Annotated in this window: 19 protein-coding genes; 9 read left to right on the forward strand and 10 right to left on the reverse strand. The window is 61.5% G+C overall.

Annotation, left to right across the window (positions count from 1 at the left end):
- Positions 1-291: 291 nt before the first annotated feature.
- Both ACR3FF_RS17370 and ACR3FF_RS17375 read left to right on the forward strand, forming a co-directional pair.
- Positions 292-864 carry a hypothetical protein gene (locus tag ACR3FF_RS17370; protein WP_458189361.1) on the forward strand — a complete coding sequence of 191 codons (573 nt, stop codon included), beginning with the start codon at positions 292-294 and terminating at the stop codon, positions 862-864.
- Positions 865-999: 135 nt separating this feature from the next.
- Positions 1,000-1,740, forward strand: a complete 741-nt coding sequence (locus ACR3FF_RS17375; protein ID WP_458189362.1) for a DUF4396 domain-containing protein — start codon at positions 1,000-1,002, stop codon at positions 1,738-1,740.
- A 124-nt stretch (positions 1,741-1,864) separates the two neighbouring features.
- On the opposite strand, the gene ACR3FF_RS17380 is transcribed toward ACR3FF_RS17375, so the two are convergent.
- On the reverse strand, positions 1,865-2,110 hold the full coding sequence (locus tag ACR3FF_RS17380) for a hypothetical protein (RefSeq protein ID WP_458189363.1): 246 nt from the start codon (positions 2,108-2,110) through the stop codon (positions 1,865-1,867).
- Between the two features lie 97 nt (positions 2,111-2,207).
- On the opposite strand from ACR3FF_RS17380, the gene ACR3FF_RS17385 reads away from it, so the two are divergent.
- On the forward strand, positions 2,208-2,891 hold the full coding sequence (locus tag ACR3FF_RS17385; RefSeq protein ID WP_458189364.1) for a haloacid dehalogenase type II: 684 nt from the start codon (positions 2,208-2,210) through the stop codon (positions 2,889-2,891).
- 282 nt (positions 2,892-3,173) lie between these two features.
- Entirely contained in the window at positions 3,174-4,409 is a 1,236-nt protein-coding gene (locus ACR3FF_RS17390) for a permease (RefSeq protein WP_458189365.1), read from the forward strand.
- A gap of 6 nt (positions 4,410-4,415) precedes the next feature.
- Here the strand turns inward: ACR3FF_RS17390 and ACR3FF_RS17395 are convergent, their stop codons facing one another.
- Positions 4,416-4,562 (reverse strand): hypothetical protein, encoded by a 147-nt coding sequence (locus ACR3FF_RS17395; protein WP_458189366.1) that lies wholly within the window; start codon positions 4,560-4,562, stop codon positions 4,416-4,418.
- A gap of 169 nt (positions 4,563-4,731) precedes the next feature.
- Here ACR3FF_RS17395 and ACR3FF_RS17400 point away from each other — a divergent pair, with 169 nt between their 5' ends.
- Positions 4,732-5,127, forward strand: coding sequence for a DUF302 domain-containing protein (locus ACR3FF_RS17400; protein ID WP_458189367.1), 396 nt, complete (start codon positions 4,732-4,734; stop codon positions 5,125-5,127).
- A 39-nt stretch (positions 5,128-5,166) separates the two neighbouring features.
- On the opposite strand, the gene hemG is transcribed toward ACR3FF_RS17400, so the two are convergent.
- The 6 genes from hemG to ACR3FF_RS17430 form a co-directional block, all read right to left on the reverse strand.
- Positions 5,167-5,706: a menaquinone-dependent protoporphyrinogen IX dehydrogenase gene (gene hemG / locus ACR3FF_RS17405; RefSeq protein WP_458189368.1), complete on the reverse strand. Its 540-nt coding sequence runs from the start codon at positions 5,704-5,706 to the stop codon at positions 5,167-5,169.
- A 115-nt stretch (positions 5,707-5,821) separates the two neighbouring features.
- Positions 5,822-7,183, reverse strand: a complete 1,362-nt coding sequence (locus tag ACR3FF_RS17410) for a sulfatase-like hydrolase/transferase (protein WP_458189369.1) — start codon at positions 7,181-7,183, stop codon at positions 5,822-5,824.
- 197 nt (positions 7,184-7,380) lie between these two features.
- Positions 7,381-8,712 carry a tryptophanase gene (locus ACR3FF_RS17415; protein ID WP_458189370.1) on the reverse strand — a complete coding sequence of 444 codons (1,332 nt, stop codon included), beginning with the start codon at positions 8,710-8,712 and terminating at the stop codon, positions 7,381-7,383.
- Positions 8,713-8,974: 262 nt separating this feature from the next.
- Entirely contained in the window at positions 8,975-9,526 is a 552-nt protein-coding gene (locus tag ACR3FF_RS17420) for a DJ-1/PfpI family protein (protein ID WP_458189371.1), read from the reverse strand.
- Positions 9,527-9,588: 62 nt separating this feature from the next.
- Positions 9,589-10,824: an ABC transporter permease gene (locus tag ACR3FF_RS17425; protein ID WP_458189372.1), complete on the reverse strand. Its 1,236-nt coding sequence runs from the start codon at positions 10,822-10,824 to the stop codon at positions 9,589-9,591.
- Entirely contained in the window at positions 10,824-11,573 is a 750-nt protein-coding gene (locus ACR3FF_RS17430; protein WP_458189388.1) for an ABC transporter ATP-binding protein, read from the reverse strand. Before ACR3FF_RS17430 ends, ACR3FF_RS17425 begins: the two co-directional genes overlap by 1 nt.
- 320 nt (positions 11,574-11,893) lie before the next feature.
- On the opposite strand from ACR3FF_RS17430, the gene ACR3FF_RS17435 reads away from it, so the two are divergent.
- Positions 11,894-13,009, forward strand: coding sequence for a mechanosensitive ion channel family protein (locus ACR3FF_RS17435; RefSeq protein WP_458189373.1), 1,116 nt, complete (start codon positions 11,894-11,896; stop codon positions 13,007-13,009).
- A 19-nt stretch (positions 13,010-13,028) separates the two neighbouring features.
- Here the strand turns inward: ACR3FF_RS17435 and ACR3FF_RS17440 are convergent, their stop codons facing one another.
- Positions 13,029-13,343: a hypothetical protein gene (locus ACR3FF_RS17440; RefSeq protein WP_458189374.1), complete on the reverse strand. Its 315-nt coding sequence runs from the start codon at positions 13,341-13,343 to the stop codon at positions 13,029-13,031.
- A gap of 25 nt (positions 13,344-13,368) precedes the next feature.
- On the reverse strand, positions 13,369-13,644 hold the full coding sequence (locus tag ACR3FF_RS17445) for a hypothetical protein (RefSeq protein WP_458189375.1): 276 nt from the start codon (positions 13,642-13,644) through the stop codon (positions 13,369-13,371).
- A 564-nt stretch (positions 13,645-14,208) separates the two neighbouring features.
- On the opposite strand from ACR3FF_RS17445, the gene ACR3FF_RS17450 reads away from it, so the two are divergent.
- Genes ACR3FF_RS17450 through ACR3FF_RS17460 form a run of 3 tightly spaced genes read left to right on the forward strand, consistent with a single transcriptional unit; the run spans position 14,209 to position 18,763 of the window.
- Entirely contained in the window at positions 14,209-16,125 is a 1,917-nt protein-coding gene (locus ACR3FF_RS17450) for an asparagine synthase-related protein (protein ID WP_458189376.1), read from the forward strand.
- The gene (locus ACR3FF_RS17455) at positions 16,122-17,741 is read left to right on the forward strand and encodes an alkaline phosphatase family protein (RefSeq protein WP_458189377.1); all 1,620 of its coding nucleotides are present in this window, start codon (positions 16,122-16,124) and stop codon (positions 17,739-17,741) included. The genes ACR3FF_RS17450 and ACR3FF_RS17455 overlap by 4 nt, the downstream gene beginning before the upstream one ends.
- A complete protein-coding gene (locus ACR3FF_RS17460; RefSeq protein WP_458189378.1) occupies positions 17,741-18,763 on the forward strand; it encodes a lipid II:glycine glycyltransferase FemX in 1,023 nt (340 codons plus the stop codon). Before ACR3FF_RS17455 ends, ACR3FF_RS17460 begins: the two co-directional genes overlap by 1 nt.
- The last annotated feature ends 9 nt before the right edge of the window (positions 18,764-18,772 follow it).

The following is an 18,772-nucleotide window of genomic DNA, read 5'->3' on the forward strand; positions in this document are numbered from 1 at the left end:
GTTGGACGTCATGAGAATCCTTACGCTGTACAGGAGTTTCAGCTAGATAAGATTTATGTCATATGGCTCGAAATCCAGAGAATCTGAGTCATCCCGTCGATGTTTCTTGGACAGGCTCAGAAGTATCGATAATACGGTTCTTTATCCAGAGGTGAGAGTGAAGCAATCGGGGGGAGACAGGAATTTCATCCCCGTTTGCTTCCGTCAGTCCAGTCTTGTGTAGCGAGGCGTGGCACGACGAGGCCACAGTATTGAAACTGTTGCGGAGCGACGACGTTCTGTGGGGGTACTATGGATCAGCTATCCAACATCGTATCACGGCGGCGCGTTCTCGCATCGGGCGCGGTCCTTCTCACCGGGGGAATCGGTTCCGGCGGGTCTTCGAGTTCTCAGTCCGAGGACGGAAGCCGTCTCCTCGTGGAGAATCCGACGAATCGTCCACGGCTGTTCTCGCTCTCGGTATCGAATCGGCCGATCTCGGCGTACCGCGTAACGAACGAGCACGGGGAAACGAAGTCCGTCGAACGAGAGGACGATGGGCTCGGCTTTCCGTTCACGATGCAGATGCAGGCGACGCGAATCGAACCCGAAACGAACACGAGCTTCGACCGCGAGTACACTGTCGAGGCGAACTCCGCGCTCTCGTTTCTGTTGAAGGGGATGCCGGAACGGGGTGAACTCCTCTACACGCTCAAGCCGAAGTCGGCACAGGAAGCGACGTTCGTCTCGACGTGGGGAACGATGGGTTGCAGTTCTCGCTTCGATATCCATCTCAGTCCCTCGGAGACGCGAAGTTCGTGTGGCAGTCGGCTTTCAGATTTCGCCCGATTCGACGCCGGAAACGGGCACACGATAACGCTCTGATTTTGGAATCCTATATTTGCTCGAACGTTAGTTCGGCTCCGTTAGCCGGAAGGGTAGAAAGGACCAGACCCGTACTAGCAAGCAGTAGCGATGAATTGACGGTGCAGTTGCAGTTCCGAATCGAGGTGCGTCTCCATGCAACTCACACAGGTGATAAAGCAGATAGAGCACGCGTTCGCGCCAGTTCGAGAAGTGATGAAACCTATACTGTCCAGTCCGACGGTGCTCGGCGTGTGGGTCGCGCTCGTCCTCGCGTCGGTCGGCGTCCTCTGGTGGGACATTCGAGAGCGCAACCAGGCCCTGCCGTCGCTGATGAAGTTCGTCTGGGCGCTGGTCGTGTTGTACTCCGGTCCGTTCGGGTTGGGCATCTACTGGTACTCGGGCCGAACGCAGATATCATACGATTCGCTGTGGCGACGTAGCTTTCGCTCGACCGCTCACTGTTACTCCGGATGTGGCGGTGGCGAAGTCGTCGGACTGACGACGCTGGTCGGCGTGCTGGCGGTCAGCAGTATCCTGTGGCAGGCCGCCGGTACCTTCACGCTGGCGTATCTCTTCGGGTACGCGCTGACCGTCGGTCCGCTGATGCAGGAAGGCGTCGGGTTCAAAACGGCGGTCGTGGACGCCTTGTACAGCGAGACGCCGTCGATTACCATCATGGAGATAACGGCCATCGGAACCGACCTCCTGATTGCTGGCGGCGCGAAGTTCGGGTCACTCCTGTTCTGGGGCGCGCTCGCCTTCTCGCTGTCGGTCGGGTTCGTCTTTGCTTATCCCGTGAACGTCGTGCTCATCCGACTCGGCGTCAAAGAAGGGATGATGAACCCAGCGGAGATGGGAGAAGGAAACCAGGAGAACGCACAGGCCGCAGACTGACCCCCGATATCGGTGCTACTTCTCTCGTCGACGTCGTTCTCTCCGAACGTCGAACTCCTCTTCGGAGATGTCACCGCGGGCGTAGGCCATCAGCAGTTTTTCGAGCGTACGGTCGCCCTCGTCGTCACTCACGTCGCCACCTCCCCCAGAGCACGCGATACGCGAGGTAGCCGAATCCGACGACGACGAGAAGCGGGACGAGCAGCATGACCCACCGCCACGCAGCAACCTGCCCGCGGAACCCTGCCCCCGTCATCCACCCACCCATCGGAACTGAAAACGCCATCAGCAGTATCGGGACGAACAGGAGGACGGCCAGCACGACGAGGAAGATTCGGAGCAACGAATCGTCCTGGTCTGTCGTACCCATAGTTCGTCGTTCGTTCGTGAGACGAATAATCGTTTTCTCCGACAGGATGGTACGGCCCCCACCGTTAACTCCGCACCGACCGAACTCGGTTTGACGCATGTCCTTTGTTCCCGAACGAGTCACGACCCTCACGTTCGACTCCTACAGCACGCTGGTCGACGTCGATGCGGCGGAGACGGCACTCGCAGAGCGCGTCGAGAACCCCGAACCCATCTCGAAGCTCTGGCGCGCCCGGTCGCTCGAATACACGTTCGTCGCCAACCACGTCGACGCCTACCAGCCGTTCTACGAGATGAACCGCGACGCGCTCCAGTACGCGCTTTCCGCCCACGACGCCGACATCTCCGAGGACGAGCGCGACGAGATACTCGCCGTCTACCACGAACTCGACGTGTTCGACGACGTTCGTGATGGTATCCGCCGTCTCCGCGACGGTGGCTACGACTGCTACGTCCTCTCCAACGGGAACCCCGAGATGCTGGAGTCGATGGTCGACCACGCCAACATTGGTGACCTCGTCGTCGACACCATTAGCGCCGACGAGGTGGAGCGTTTCAAGCCGGACGCGGAACTGTACCGCCACGGCGCTGACCGAACGGGAACGCCTATCGACGAAATCGCCCACGTCACCGCTGGATGGTTCGACGTGCAGGGCGCACGACACGCCGGAATGCAGGGCGTCTGGGTCGACCGTAAAGGAAAACCGTGGGAACCGTTCGGTGACGAACCGGACCTGACCGTCGAATCGCTCTCCGACCTCGCCGACGAACTGGGCGTGTAGCGTCTCGACAGCAGACGACCGAGTCTGGCAAGAATCCAAAGCGGAGTGTGTCTCTCGACTTAGAAAATAAACTCTCTCGTGGCGGTGGTCGAATCGAGTGGGTACACTCTCTTCCGCACGCAGTTCGAGGACGGCTTCGCGTCGCGTCCTCCGCCGCGAACCGGCGCCATACTCACGCTCTCGCTCCCGTGTTCGAACGTCGCTCCGTCGGCCCCACGCTCGCCGGACTACCTCATTCTGTTAACCACAACCGTAGAAAAAGTGGCATCCCTATGGATACACATGAACGTCGTCCAGAGTCTCGTGGAGGCCGCGAAGTTCTTCGGCGAGATGACGTGGAAGACGTGGTGGGCGCTGGTGCTCGGGTTCACCATCGCGGGGGCTGTGCAGGCGTTCGTGAGCGAAGAGCGGATGACGAACGTGTTGGGCGGTCGGGGACTGAAGGAACTCGGTCTGGGGGGCTTTTTCGGCTTCCTCTCGTCGAGTTGTTCGTTCGGAGCCGTGGCGACGACGAAGTCGTTGTTCAAGAAGGGGGCGTCGCCGGAAGCCTCGTTCGCCTCGTTCCAGTTCGCCAGCACGAATCTCGTCATCGAGATCGGACTGGTGATGTGGATTCTGCTCGGCTGGCAGTTCGTCGCCGCCGACGTGTTCGGGGGAATCCTGATGATACTCCTGCTGGCGGCCATCACGAAGTACGTCGTCCCCGACTCGTGGTTCGAGGCGGCCCGCGACCACGTTCGCGCGGGCGACGAGGAGAGCGGAACCGTCCGTGACCCGGTCTGTGGAATGGACGTCGACCCCGACGCCGACGACACGCTCAGCGTCGAAACCGACGGCGGAACCGAGTACTTCTGCTCGGAGTCGTGCAAGCAGACCTACGTGAACCAGCAGAAGGATGCGACGTGGAAGGACAAACTGACCACCGTCTCGGGGTGGAAGAACGCCTTCCGCAACGCCGTCGGCGAGTGGGAGATGCTCTGGGACGACCTCGTCATCGGGTTCATCGTCGCCTCGTTGCTCGCCGCGTTCGTTCCGAAATCGTGGTGGGCACAGCTGTTCACGATTGCGCCACAGGGCACCGTCGCGTGGGTCGTCCTCGGCTCCGCCATCGGCGTCTTCGTCGGCGTCATCACCTTCGTCTGCTCGGTGGCCAACGTCCCCTTCGCGCTGGTGTTGTGGACCTCAGGCATCCCGTTCGGCGGCGTGATGAGCTTCATCTACGCCGACCTCATCGTCCCGCACATTGTGGACATGTACCGGAAATACTACGGCAAACGACTCGCGGCGGTGCTGTTCGTCTCCATCTTCGTCGTGGCGACCGTCTCGGGTATCGTCACCCACTACGCGTGGGCCGCCGTCAACCTGATTCCGAAGCAGGGGTCGACCAGCGGGTCGGTGCCACACACCTACACGACGGTTCTCGACGTGGTCTTCACCGTCGTCTTCCTCGCACAGGTGTACGTGACGTACTTCGAATCCGGCGGCGAGCACGAAGAGATGGCTGCACACGCCGACTGAACGGCGTTATCGGTTCTCCTCGTCCGTTCGGTCGCCCACCAGCGTTCTCAGTTTTCGACCGAGTCGTCGACCCAACCAGACGTAATCGTCGACCGGGGAGGACGCACAGTTCGGCCCCTCGTCGACGTCGCACGCGTCGTCCGATTCGTTCACGAGTGACGGTTGGACGGTCGGCTACTTGTATTGTGTCCTTCCCACAAGACGTATCCGGTGACTGTCGTCGACATCGACCGACTGACGTTATTTTCGTCATCTAGCATGGGGACAACGTTGCACGCGGCAACCTCAACTACTAACTTCCCGCACCGTGTACGTCCCGACGATGACCTACTACGACAAGCGACACGTCGACGGTGAGTTCGACGACGTGGTCGAGCGAACGACGGAGGCCCTCGCGGAGGAAGGGTTCGGGATACTGAGCGAGATCGACGTGAGCGAGGCGTTCGAGACGAAACTCGACATCGAGGAGTATCCGGAGTACCGGATTCTCGGCGCGTGCAACCCGCCGCTGGCGAAAGAGGGGATGGACGCGGAGCAGAACCTGGGCGTCCTCTTGCCCTGTAACGTCGCCGTCTACGACACCGAGGACGGCGTCGTGGTGAGCATGGTCGACCCCGAGGCGATGCTCTCGGTCGTAGACAACCCCGCGATGGACGACATCGCGGCGGAGGTCCGAACGCGATTCGACCGCGTGCTCGAGACGCTCGGCGAGGCGTAACGGACACCGAGGTGGGCGTTCGCTCATCGATTTTCGTCGTCACTCCAGCGAATCGGAGATGACGGTGGCGAACCCTTCGACTTCGTCCCAGTCGGTGTACTCGTAATCACGAGAGGTAGCGGTGTCTCTACCTGTTCGTTTGGCGATTCGCTTCATCACGAACCGCTTTAGCACACCGTACTGGCTGTACTTGAGCGCACCGGGGACGACGGCAGTCCAGTCCGGCTCCCACCCCGTCTCGGAGAGGAACTCGTGAACGTACTCTCGGGCCTGCTCCCACGCTTCTTCGCTGCCATCTGCGGCGGCCAAACTCACCGAGAAGAACGCCGACGGACGTCGATTCAACTCCGCTGTGTGTTCGCGCACGAACCGGGTCACGTACTTCTGGTGTTTCCCCATGTGTATCGACGCGCCGACGACGACGGCGTCGTACTCCGAGAGGCTGAACCCCTCGGGACGGTGTTTCACGTGAACGACTGCCGGTTCGTGGCCTGCATCGTCGAACACCTCCGCGATTCGTTCCGCTATCGTCGCCGACTGCCCCTCGGTCGAACCGTACACGACGAGTATGCGCGCCATCAGTGCCCCCCTCGCATCGAGTCGGTGGCGGTCGCTTGTCGTTGGTTCATCCCGCGTCGGTACGTGTTCCACAGGCTAAAGCGACGGTGGCCACGCTGATTGCCACCGGCGGAAGCTACTGATAGCCGAGCGCCTTCAACTGGTTCGTGACCGCGGAGGGTGGTTCGGTCGACTCTTCGTCGTCCTCCGACTCGATGTCCTCGATACGTGTTTCGACCGCTTCGTGGAGACGGGTGACGACGTCGGTGTCCGCGAGTTCGTCCCACCGGTCGTTCTGCTCGTCCGGGTCGTCGGTTCGGTGGTACAGTTCCCGCTCTTCGGACTCCGTGTGGTAGATGTACGTCCACTCGCTCGTCCGTGCGCTCACCAGCAGTTCCCCGTCGTCGAGACGGCGCGGAATCGGTTGTTGGGTGACGTGTTCGCCGCGAACTGCGACGGAGGTGACCGGCACCGGGTCGGGAGCACTCCCGAGCAGACTCCGTCCGGAAAAGTCGTGGTCGACGCCCATCGCGTCACAGACCGTCGGCGGAATCGAGTTCAGACCGACCGCTCGTTCGACTCGTTCGCGGTCGTCGTCGGGGGAGTCGACGACCAGCGGGACGTGAATCAGCTCTTCGTAGAGTTTCGGATAGTGGGCGAGGTGGCCGTGTTCCATGAACTCCTCGCCGTGGTCACCTGCGAGGACGACACAGGCATCGTCGCGGAAGCCGCGGTCTTCCAGCGCCGAGAGCACGCGTCCGACGCTCTCGTCCACCTGTCGAATCGCGGCCCGATACAGTAACTGTAGTTCGTCTAACGTCGACTGGCCGACTTCCTTTCCCAACCCCGCCTTCGCGTGTGCACGAAGCATTCGAAGAGAGCCGATACTCGCACCGGTTTCGTCGCGAACGTACTTCGGCGCGGGAACGTACGGCGTGTGAACGTCCATGTAGTGCACCCAGAGGAAGAAGGGTGGCTCTGCCCGTTCGACGAACTCGACCGCCCGTCGTTCGACGTCGAGCATCCGGGAGACGTTTCGCGCACCACCTTCGCGTCCGAGCAGTTGTCGTACGGGCGAGGCGGCGACCTGAAGCCACGCCTGCACGGTCGGGTGTGCGGTGAGGTACTTGCTGTAGAGACTATCGCCGGTTCCCGAGGTGAACGTCTCGAACTCGTCGAATCCTCGGTCGTATCCCCAGTGTTCGGTCAGAAAGCCGTTTGCACCGTTGAATCCTGCCGTGGTGATTCTCTCACCACCGAGCGTCTCGGCCAGCGTCGGCTCTTTTGAGACCCCGATACTCCGGGAATCGCTGAACACGTGTTTCGCCCCGAGGATGGAAGGGAACGAGAACGGCGTCCAGTTACCGTGGGCGAACGCGTTCTCGTAGACGGTTCCTCGTGCTCCGAGAGAGGCAACGACACCGTCGGTCGGGAACGAATCGGCCCGAAGTGAATCGACGGTGAACAGTACGGTTACGGGTGAATCGTTTGTACTCATTCTGTCGGTCACGGCGGAGTTCCGTTGTTCGAACGTTCGTCACAGGGGTCAAATAGCTTGCGAGCGAGTGGTCCGTTTCTCTGTCGGTTCGCTTTCCCCACGAATTCGGCGTCGTCAATCGTCCTACCGCCATTTCGTCTGTGTTTTCTGGTATACGAACGACGGCCAGTGATAAACCACTTTCCACGGTAACCTGGCTACGCGACCGGCTCGAGTTTCGCGCTGAAGTGACGAAGCTCCTCCATCTCCGGCTCTTCGACGACTTCGAGGCCGGTGTGTTCGCCGCGCCGCGCCGAGACCTTCTCGAACGTCTCCGCGACGTGCTCCAGGTGGTCGCGGAAGTACGAGCGGCGTGGCAGACAGAGACGGACGAGTTGCGGGCGGTCCTCGCCGGGGAACGCGAACTCACCGAGTTCGACGCCACGAACGCCGCCCTCGCGGTACAGTTCGCCGACCAGCACCTGCCCGGGGAACTCCTCACGGGGGATTTCAGGGAGGTACGCCTCGGCGTCCACGTACACGGCGTGGCCCCCGGTCGGCGTGTAGACGGGAACGCCGGCGTACTGGAGGAGGTCGCCGAGTTCCTGCACCTGTTCGACGCGCGATTCGATGTACTCCTGCGTGACGGCCTCCCGCAGTCCGACCGCCATGGCTTCGAGGTCGCGGCCAGCCAGGCCACCGTAGGTGGAAAAGCCCTCGAAGAGGATTCCGCGTTGTTTGGTCCGTTCGAACAGCGTTTCGTCGCGCACCCCGACGAACCCGCCGATGTTCGAGAGCGCGTCTTTCTTCCCGCTCATCACGATGGCGTCGGCGTACGAGAGTTGCTCGCTGGCGATGGCGGCGACGCTCGAATCGGCGAACTCCTCCTCGCGTTGCTGGACGAAGTAGGCGTTCTCGGCGAACCGGCAGGCGTCGACGACGAACGTGGCGTCGAGTTCGTCGGCCACGTCGCGCGCCTCGCGGATGTTCTCGACGCTCACCGGTTGGCCGGCCATCGAGTTGTTCGTTATGGTGACAACCAGCGCCGGGATGTTCTCGGCACCGACGTCGTCTGCCAGTTCACGAACCTTGTCCGGGTCGAGGTTCCCCTTGAACTGGTCAGTCTCGGGGGCGTCGACCGGACAGTCTACCGGTTCGGCGCCGTTGTTCACGATGTGCGCCCGCGTCGTGTCGAAGTGTGTGTTGTTCGGCACGACGTCCCCCTCAGAGACGAGAACGCCGTAGAGGACGTTCTCCGCTCCTCGTCCCTGGTGGGCCGGAACGACGTTCTCGAAACCCATCACGTCGGCGACGCTCTCACGCAGGCGTTTGAAGCTATCACTCCCGGCGTACGCCTCGTCCCCGCGCATCATCGCGGCCCACTGGTCCTGGCTCATCGTTCCCGTTCCGCTGTCGGTCAACAGGTCGATGAACACGTCCTCGGCATCGAGGTTGAAGACGTTGTACCCCGCTGCTTCGAGATTGGCGACCCGCTCTTCTCGGTCGGGGAGGGAAATCGGTTCGACGACTTTGGCTCGATACGCTCTCATGGCCGAAGATGTGAAACCTGTGCCCTTAATCCTGCTGAGATAGCTTCGAACACGGACGCGCGAAACCGGGGCTCGTCCCCCGAATCTGGCCATCGGTAGCTGATATTGCGGGTACCAGTTTCACGCTCCCGACGTTCGAGGAAACCCTTCGCACCCAGGAACTCGAACACTGTGTCACGAAACTCGGCGTGGAGGACGAATACGAGCGACTCGAACAGGCGTGATTCCCTCAAAGAGGAACACGAACGCAATCGCCAGCAAGTCAGTACGGGTAGTCCATCTGTGTCGCAATCGCGTCGCGCGTCTCCTCGTCTTCCAGTTCCGCGACGAGTGCCAGACCGAGGTCGATGCCCGACGTGACGCCGCCCGCCGTGACAACCCGGCCGTCCCAGACCACCCGCTCTTCGACCACCTCGCAGTACTCGGCGAGTCGGTCGAAAGCGTCGGGATGGGTGGTCGCTCGCTTTCCGTCGAGAAAGCCCGCCGCTCCGAGCAAGAGCGACCCCGTACACACCGAGATGACCCACTCGGCATCGGCACTCGCCAGCCACGAGACGAACCCATCGTCCTCGGCGAGTTCGCGCGCGACGAATCCTCCCGGGACGACCAGCACGTCGTACTCAGAGAGGGGTTCGTCCACCACGTCCGGGACGATTTCGAGTCCGGCGTTCGCGGTGACACGCTCCGTCCGGGCACAGACGTCCCACGACACGTCGTCGCAAAATCCCATCGTGTCGAGTCGCGTCAGTGGGTCGTAGACGCCGACGAAATCGAGCGCGGTCATGCCGTCGTAGGCGACGAAGGCGATGTGCATGCGGACTCGTTCGAAGTCCGACTGCTTGGGTGTTGTCGTGGGGGCTTCTCCACCCTCTTCTCTCACTCGTACCGGAGCGCGTCGATGGGGTCGACCCGCGCCGCACTCCACGCCGGATAGAGTCCCGTCACCATCCCGACGACGAGGCCGACCGCGATGGCGACCGGCACGACCTCGACCGCGAACATGAGCGGGAGGCCGACGTACGCGGTGGCGGCGTACCCGCCGACCGCGCCGAGCACGACCCCGAACAGCGACCCGATGAGACCGAGCAGTATCGCCTGCGTGAGAAACAACTGGAGGACGTCGCGTCTCTGTGCGCCGACGGCTTTCATGATGCCTATCTCCTTCGTGCGCTCAGTGACGCTCACGAGCATGACGTTGGCGATGCCGAGTGCGGCGACGACCAGCGAGACGACCGCGATGCTCGTGACGAACGTCGTCAGTGTCGTGAGCAGTTCTTTCACCCGGTTGACGAGGTCGCGGTCGGTCCGGACACGGACGGCGTACTCGTCCGGCGCGAGTCGCCTCGCGTCGGAGTTCGAATCGAGGTAGGACTGTACGGCCGCTTTGGTCTCGGGTATCGTGCCGTGACCCTCGGCGACGACGGTGAGTAGGGGATAGACGCGCTGTTCGGTGCCTTGTGTCGGGCTCTCGACGGTCGAACTGTAGAACGGATCCGCCGGGACGTACACCTGCGGCGTGGACGTTCCCCTCTCGAACTGGCTGGTCCCTGCCGAACTGTTGAGCACGCCGGCCACGCGGGCGTCCACGGTCGTTCCGTCCGCCATCCGGAGCGAGACCCGGTCACCGACCGTCGCGGTGTCGTCGAACAGGCGGGCCGCGAGCGGGTTCAAGACGACCTCGCGTTTTCCGCGCTCGAACGGCCCGCCGACGGCGAACTGTTGGCCGTCGAACTGCGCTGGCGTCGTGGCGACGACGTTGTTCTGGCTCACCGTCTCGCCGCGGTGTGCGAGCGCGACGACCGGGACGGTGCCCTGCGGGACGACCCTCGCGACGCCGTCGATTCGCCGGAGTCGGGTGATGTCGTGGTGGGTGAACACCGACTGTGCGCCGAAACCGGGTTGCCCGCCGGATGGTCCGGCCCAGACGTACATGTTCGGTGCCTGGTCCCCGGCGACCTGACTCAGAATCTCTGCCCGGAGGCTCGTTCCGAGCGTGACGAGCGTGATGACGGCGGCGACCCCGATGACGACGCCGAACGCCGAGAGCGAAGAGCGCACTCGGTGGCCTCGAATCGCCCGCAGGCTCATCCGCAACGTCTCGCCGAAATCCATTACCGCGCCTCGCCGACCCGCCGAGGTGTGTCGATCTCTTCCACTCGCTCCACCGTCCCGTCGAGGATGTGAATCACGCGTTCGGCGTGTTCGGCGATGTTGCGTTCGTGGGTCACCATGAGGATGGTGTGTCCGTCGTCGTTGAGTTCCTGAAACAGCGCCATGATCTGCTGGCCCGTCTCGGTGTCCAGGTTCCCCGTCGGCTCGTCGGCGAGGATGATGGCCGGGTCGTTCGCCAGCGCCCGGGCGATGGCGACGCGCTGGCGCTGGCCACCCGACAGTTCGTTCGGTCGATGGTCCTCCCGCCCCCGGAGTCCGACACGATAGAGCAGTTCGTCGGCGCGGTCTCGCCGCTCCGAACGCGAGATGTTCTGGAAGATGAGTGGGAGGGCGACGTTCTCACGGGCGGTCAGTCGCGGCATCAGGTTGAACGTCTGGAAGACGAACCCGACCTCTTCTCCACGAACCGTCGTTCGCTCGCTGTCGGACAAATCCGTGACTTCGCGACCGTTGATGTGAATCGTTCCCTCTGTCGGCGTGTCGAGACAGCCAATGAGATTCAAAAGCGTACTTTTTCCCGACCCACTCGGCCCCATCACCCCGGTGTACGAACCCAGCGGAATCGATAGTGTCACACCGTCTAACGCGTGCACCGGTTCGCCGAGATAGTACGTTTTCCGGATGTCGGTCAGTGTCACAGCGTCGCTCGGTTCTCCATCGGTTTCGGTCGCCGAGTGGCTGGCGGCCATACCACTGATACCATCCCGAACGCCTAAACCCTGGCCCATCTGCCGTCCCTCCTGCCTGTGGAAAATAACTCGGCTGCACCAGCGACGACCTCCTCGCCGACTCGCACACGTGGGTGGTCGACTCACCAACTGAGGGATCGTAATCGCTCACAAGTGATTGTAATATGAACAAAAACAATTCGAATAGATTGTAACTCACCCAGTATATTCAAGCCAGACGCGAACGACACCGACTTCAGTGGGTGGCGTTCGCTCGTGGCACCAGTGACCAGTGTCTCCATCACGGAGACAGAATGCCCCCTCCACCGGAGTCGATACCCATGACGCACGTACCGGACCACGTCCCTCGAATCGTCGGACAGCTTCCCGTTCCCGAGGTGCGGGTATTGTTATCGACGTTTCTCCTCGTCGTGCTCGTCTTCGTCGTGTGGCTCCTCTGGAAGGTCGCTCCGAGGTTGAAACAGTACGTCAATCCACGGCTCGTCGACGTGGTTCTTTTCGCCGTGACAGGAGTCGTCGCGGTCCTCGTCGGGCAGTACGCCCTCTCGCTCTGGGCCGACGCCGAACCCGCCGTCCAGGAGGTCGACGTCTTCTCTCGAATCACGGCCACCGGCCTTCGAATCGCAATCACGTTCGGCGTCATCGCTGCGGCGTACGTCGGTTCGGGGATGTTGATTCGCTTCGTCGAACGGTTTACCACCCGAACCAGAGAGATAACGAGCCACCAGACCGAGGTCATCACTCGACTCGTCGAAGTCGCCGTCTACATCTTCGCTGGCTTGCTCCTGTTAAGCGTCTGGCGCGTCGACGTTCGTGCCCTCCTCCTCGGAGCCGGGTTCCTCGGCATCATCATCGGCCTCGCCGCGAACGAGCCGTTGAGTGCTCTCATCGCAGGGTTCACGCTCATGTTCTCGCGCCCGTTCGAAATCGGTGACTGGATAGAGATAGAAGAAGACGAGGGAATCGTCACCGACATCACGTTGTTCATGACGCGCATCGAGACGTTCTCGGGAAAGTTCGTCGTCGTCCCGAACGACGTGGTGAGTTCGAACACCATCACCAACTACGGGCGAAAGGGACGCCTCCGACTCGAACTGACCGTCGGTGTCGATTACGGAACCGACCTCCAGCACGCCATGGACGTCGCGGAACGGGCGATGGCCGACCAGTCGACGGTTCTCGAGGTGCCACGTCCGTCGGCCGTGTTGACCGAGTTCGGCGAGTCCGCCATTCTCATCGAACTCCGGTTCTGGATCGACCGCCCGAGTAGTCGTCGGCAGTGGCGTGCAATCTCGGCCGTCATCGCGGCCGTCAAATCGGCCTACGACCGGGAAGGAATCAAGATTCCGTTCCCCCAACGGGAGGTGGCGACCCGAGAAGAGACGGGCGGTTTCAGAGTCGTCGACGGGCGAAACGTCGACCGACGAATCGAGTGACGTTCCGCCGTGTCGACTCTCACCGGAGCTTTTTCAGACAGGTGTGACAGTATTCCGCATAGTCTGGATTCAGTTCGTCGCACGCTCGACACCGACGCCATCCTTCCGCCACCTCCTCGGAGCGTGTCGGGTTTCGGTCTACCGTACCCTGCCCGAACATGACGGCCGATATCGGCGATTCCGGTATCGCTCCGAACTCTCCGTTCATCGTCCGATTCACGAGGTCGTCGTCACGGAGTGCCATTAGCCCTCTCCACAGTCCGAGAAACAGAATCGTCGGTGCGATAGTGAGCACCCCCCCGACGAGTACTCGAAAGGTGAGTTCCGCGTCCATGCCACATGTTATCGTGGCAAAGCAATTAGCGTTTTGACGACCTGTCTGTTCTGGAGTGACGTTTCTCCCCTTCGTACCCGACCGGATTGCGCGTCTCACAGCGCGGACATCGGTTTCGATATCGGTCGAGGTTTTCGCCGCAGTACCGACAGGTGTAGGTTCTGTCTTCGTCGCTGGTCGCCCCGGCCGTAGAGCGCCGATTCGAAAACCGGTCTCGGAGGATGAACGCTCCACCGACGACGACGACACCGACGACGACTGCAACGAAGAGGAGGGTGTTGTCCACTCCGGGGATGGTCACGACTCCACCGGACCTCTCCCCCCTGAAGAATCGTCTCCCGACTGACAGTGCAGCAAACAGTACCAAGAGTCGTATCAGTCTTCGATTGCCCAACACGCTAGTTGGCCACCTCGAATCCCGTCTCCATGCGATTCCTCGGGTGCGAGAAAGCATAAGCCCTCGGTATCGTGGGGGTCCGGTATCCGCCTTTCGGACCGCGGAGTGTAATCGGCTCATCCGTCCCGGGTCCGGTAAGCACGACTTATGAGTCGGATGGACGACGTTGGTACATCGGAGACGACGTCCGCTACACTTCAGGCTGACCATAACAAAATGAATGGCGTATACATACTATTATAATGAGCTCCGGAACAACGGACACTATTCCTTTAGTCGTCGGATTTAAGTTCAAATCGGTCATAAGATTTCTCGTGCAATCGACCGATGGTTCACGGTGGGATAGGGTCGGGTATCTCACTCCGAGCGAGGGGAAAGGCTCAGTGAAAACTCCCGGTACGTCTACCGGACCCTTCGCAAGAACTACTTACTTGAAGGGAGACGGTTCACGCACAGAGGGTGAGTAGTATGGTAGGTTTGTTCGGCGTCTTCGGCGACCGAAGGAGAGGTCTCGCCACGTTTCCAAGTTTGCAGTGGTCGGACTCCGAACGAACGTCGACTTTCGGTGACGACGACGTCGTCGTGTCGAGTTCATTCCACTCGTCGGTGGCCGACGACCAGCCGGCACAGACGGCAGACGACCAGACGCTCCTCTGGATACAGGGTGACGTGTACGGTTTCGAACGCGGAGGGACCTACAGACCACGACCATCGACCGTAGACGCGCCGACCTACTGTGCGAACCTGTACGAGGAGCACGGTCTCGATTTCGTCGAGGGTCTCAACGGTCAGTTCGCCTGTGTTGTCTACGACCGCGCCGCCCGTAACGTACACTTCGTCACCGACCGGCTCGGGTCGTACCCCCTCTTCCACACCCGCCCCGACCCCGACACCGTGTTGTGTTCGACCGACATCCAGGCCCTTCCGTCGTACCCGGGTTTCGAACCATCGTTCGACGTCGACTATCTCGCGGAGTTCCTCGCGTTCAAACGCTCGTTCGGCGTGACGACTCCGTTGACGGAAGTCGAAAAACTCCCGCCGGCCACGGTGACGACGCTCGATCTCGATTCGATGACCAGTCAGTCACGATGCTACTGGCGACCGGAGTACACGCCGGTCGACGCATCGTTCGAGTTCTTCGTCGAGCGATTCACCGACATCTTCCAGCAAGTGTTCGACGAGTGGGTACGCGACGACCTCGATTACGGCGTGTTGCTGAGCGGTGGGAGCGACTCGCGACTCATCATGGCCGCGATGGACCAGTCTATCGTCGGCTTCCACATGAACGACTGGTACAATCGCGAGGCGCGAACGGCGGAACGAGTCGCGACCGCCGCAGGAAACGAGTTCGCCTTCCTCCACCGCGACCGCGATTATCGAGCACGTGCCCTCGACCGAAACGCGCCACTCTCTAACTTCGACGGCTGGTTTACGCAGGGGTACCCGACCGGATTCGCCGACGAGATTACGGACTCGGTGGACGTTCTCCTGTCGGGTCTCTACTCCGATACGCTGTTCAAAGACCAACCGATATCCTCGCCGAAAGTGTCTCTCGGCCCACTCGGGACGGTGACCCTCCCGTTCGAGAAACCCGTCCGTTCGGTCGACGAGTTCATCGACGAACTGGCCGTCGAGACACCTGCGTATCTCGACGGCGTCGACCTCGAATCGGTGCTCCGTGAAAACATCACGGCCGACGGCAACAGCATCGACCATCACGGTGTCAAGTATCGCTCGCTTCGGGAACTCGTCCTCTGTCACGACTACTACCCGCTGTCGAACGACACCGAACTCATCTACACGAACAGTCTTCGCCAACTGCGACCCTACCGGACGCCGTTCCTCGACAACCGTCTCGTCGACTTGCATCTCTCGATGCCGGTTCGATATCGGCTCCGGCGAAACGTCATCCACCGGGCGATCGAGCGACTCGATTCCCGTCTCGCAGCGATTCCACATGCGGAGACGGGCGTTCCCATCGAACGTTCCTTCCCTGTCGAATACGTCAGCAAACACCTGAACGCACTTCGACGGAAGATTCTCGACACCGAAACCCTCCCCGAACCCTGGTTCAAGCACGGTCCGTGGTCGAACGACGCTGAACTCATCCGACACCACGGATTCGTAGAGGAGGTTCTCGCGGCACGCCAAGACACCATCGACGACCTGCCGTTTCTCGACCCGGAGGGGGTCACGCAGTGTTTCGACGACCACCTCGCCGGAGAAGACAACACCGTCGAACTGTTTACACTGCTGACTCTGCTGGCGATGCCGGTCACGGAACAAATACGAGACCTCGAATCGGGAAATGACGGTCGAGCAGTATCGCGTCAATCGCTCCAGTCGCCGACGTCCGTGACAGTAAACCGAGGGGATTCTCGGTGACTGACGACGGGCTTCAGGTGCTCGTGGTGGGTATAGACGGGGCCTGTCAATCGGTTATGGACCCGCTTTTCGACGACGGTGCGCTCCCGAACCTCGAACGGCTCTTAGAAGAGGGTGTCTCGGGGCCACTCGAATCTCAGATTCCGCCGTGGACGCCGAGTGCGTGGCCCTCGATGTACACCGGGGTCAACCCCGGCAAACACGGCGTCTTCAGCTTTCTGGACTACGACGGGTACGACTGGGACGTGGTCAACGGAACCCACGTCCGGGCCGACACCGTCTGGGAACTCCTTTCTCAGCACGGCCATTCGAGCGTCGTCGTCAACGTGCCGGTGACTCACCCACCCCGTGAGTTCGATGGCGCGCTCGTGCCGGGCTACATGGCCCCCGAATCCCCGCCCTGCCATCCGTCGGGCCTCCTCGACGAGATACGGGACGCTATCGGCGACTACCGCGTGTATCCGAATTCGGACGACGTGAGCACGACGGAAGCCGTCTCGGAGTACCGCTCCGTCACCGAGATGCGCGGAGCCGCGTTTCGGTACCTCGCAGACCGCTTCGACCCCGACTTCGGGTTCGTCCAGTTTCAGAGTACGGACACGGTGTTTCACGAACACCCCGGCGAGGACGACGTCGTTCGGGCGGTGTACGAGGCGATCGACGAAGAAGTGGGACGAATCGTCGACGCGTGTGACCCCGACACCGTCCTCGTCGCCAGCGACCACGGCATCGGCGAGTACACGGGTCACAGTTTTTACGTCAACGAGTTCCTCTCGGAACGAGGGTACACGGCGGTCACGCAGGGCGGCGAGGGGATGCCGTCGTGGGTCCCGATACGGGACGGTCAACTCCGAGACGGAGCCGAGTCGTCGGGCGACCGCAGTCTGGTGCGAGAGCTAACTGCGTTCGCGGCCCGATACGGTTTCACGACGCATAAGGCGGGCAAACTGCTCGAGACGGTTGGTCTCCGCGATTTCGCGGCCCGGTTCGTCCCCGACGAGGCGGTCCGGGCGAGTAGCAGACAGGTCGATTTCGCCGACTCACAGGCGTACATGCGAGCCAGAATCGAATGCGGCATCCGCATCAATCTCGAAGGGCGCGAACCGGACGGTGTCGTCCCGCCCGAGCGATACGAAGACCTTCGGACGGAACTCGTCGACCTGCTCAGCGATGTCGAAACGCCAGACGGCGAACCACTCTTCGAGGAAGTCACTCGCCGCGAGGAGTACTTCGATGGCCCGGAAGCCGAGAAAGCCGTCGACGTCGTCACGGTTCCGGCGGAGTTCGACCACTTTCTCTCCGCCGAACTCACCGGTCACACGTTCGCCGAACCCGGTCAACCGTGGAATCACAAACGCGACGGTATCGTCGCAGTGACCGGTGACGGCGTTCGGGATACGCTCGAAGACGCACACCTCTTCGACGTAACGCCGACCATCCTCTCGCTGTTCGACCTCCCTGCGAGCACGGAGATGGACGGCAGCGTACTGTCGTGTGTCGACGCGAGCGGCGAGCGAGCGTACTCGACACACCGACCGCAATCGCAGGGACGAACGAAGACTGACGACGACTCGATAGAGGATCGACTGACTGCGATGGGTTATCTTGAAAAGTAATGACGATAGAGATACGCGAAGCGACAGGTGACTCGCTCGACGAATGGAATTCGTACGTCGAACGCTCGAAGCACACGACGCCGTTTCATCGGGGTGAGGCACTGTCTCACCTCGCACAGACGGCCAACGCCAAACTTCGGCCACTCGTCGGGTACAAAGGACAGGAACCCGTCGGTCTCTTCCCGCTGTTCGAGACGACGATGGGGCCGTTTCGGATGGTCTACTCGCCGCCGCCGCATCTGGAGGTGTACTACCTCGGCCCGGCGCTGCTCAACTTCGAGAAACTCAAACAGCGCAAGGCCGAGCGGCGCCACCGCGAGTTCATCGACGGCTGTCTCGACCGCGTCGACGAAGAGATAGACCCGGATTACCTCGACGTCCGGACGGTGGACGAGTACTCCGACGTGCGACCGTTCTCGTGGAACGAGTTCGACGTGTCGCCGTCGTACACCTACGTCCTCGACATCACCAAGGACGACTTACTGATGACGTTCAGCAGCGACGCCCGGAGCAACATCAGGAGTCGAGACGAGGGTGACTGGACGATTCGAGAGGCCGGCGTCGAGGGCATCGAGCGAGTCATCACCCAGATTCAGAATCGCCACGAAGCACAGGACAAAGAGTACCGAATCGACCCCGCCTTCGTGACCGAGTTGTACGACCGACTCCCGGACGGGCAGGTTAGACCGTATGTCTGCGAACGCGACGATGAAATCGTCGGCGGTCTCGTCACGCTGGAAAACGACGACACCATCTACCGCTGGCAGGGCGGGGCGAAACCGGACGTTGACTTTCCCATCAACGACGTACTGGACTGGCACATCATCCAGGAGGCGAAATCGCGCGGGCTGTCGCGCTACGACCTCGTGGGCGCGAACCTCCCCCGGCTCTGCCGGTACAAATCGAAATTCGGCCCGGAGCCAGTTCCCTACTACATCGCCAAGCGGCGGACGACCCGAATGCGAGCGGTGACCGACGTCTACCGACGATTGCCCGACTCGCTCAAGGTGTTCTCGGAGTAAGCGCGACCG

Source organism: Haladaptatus ordinarius (assembly GCF_054177595.1).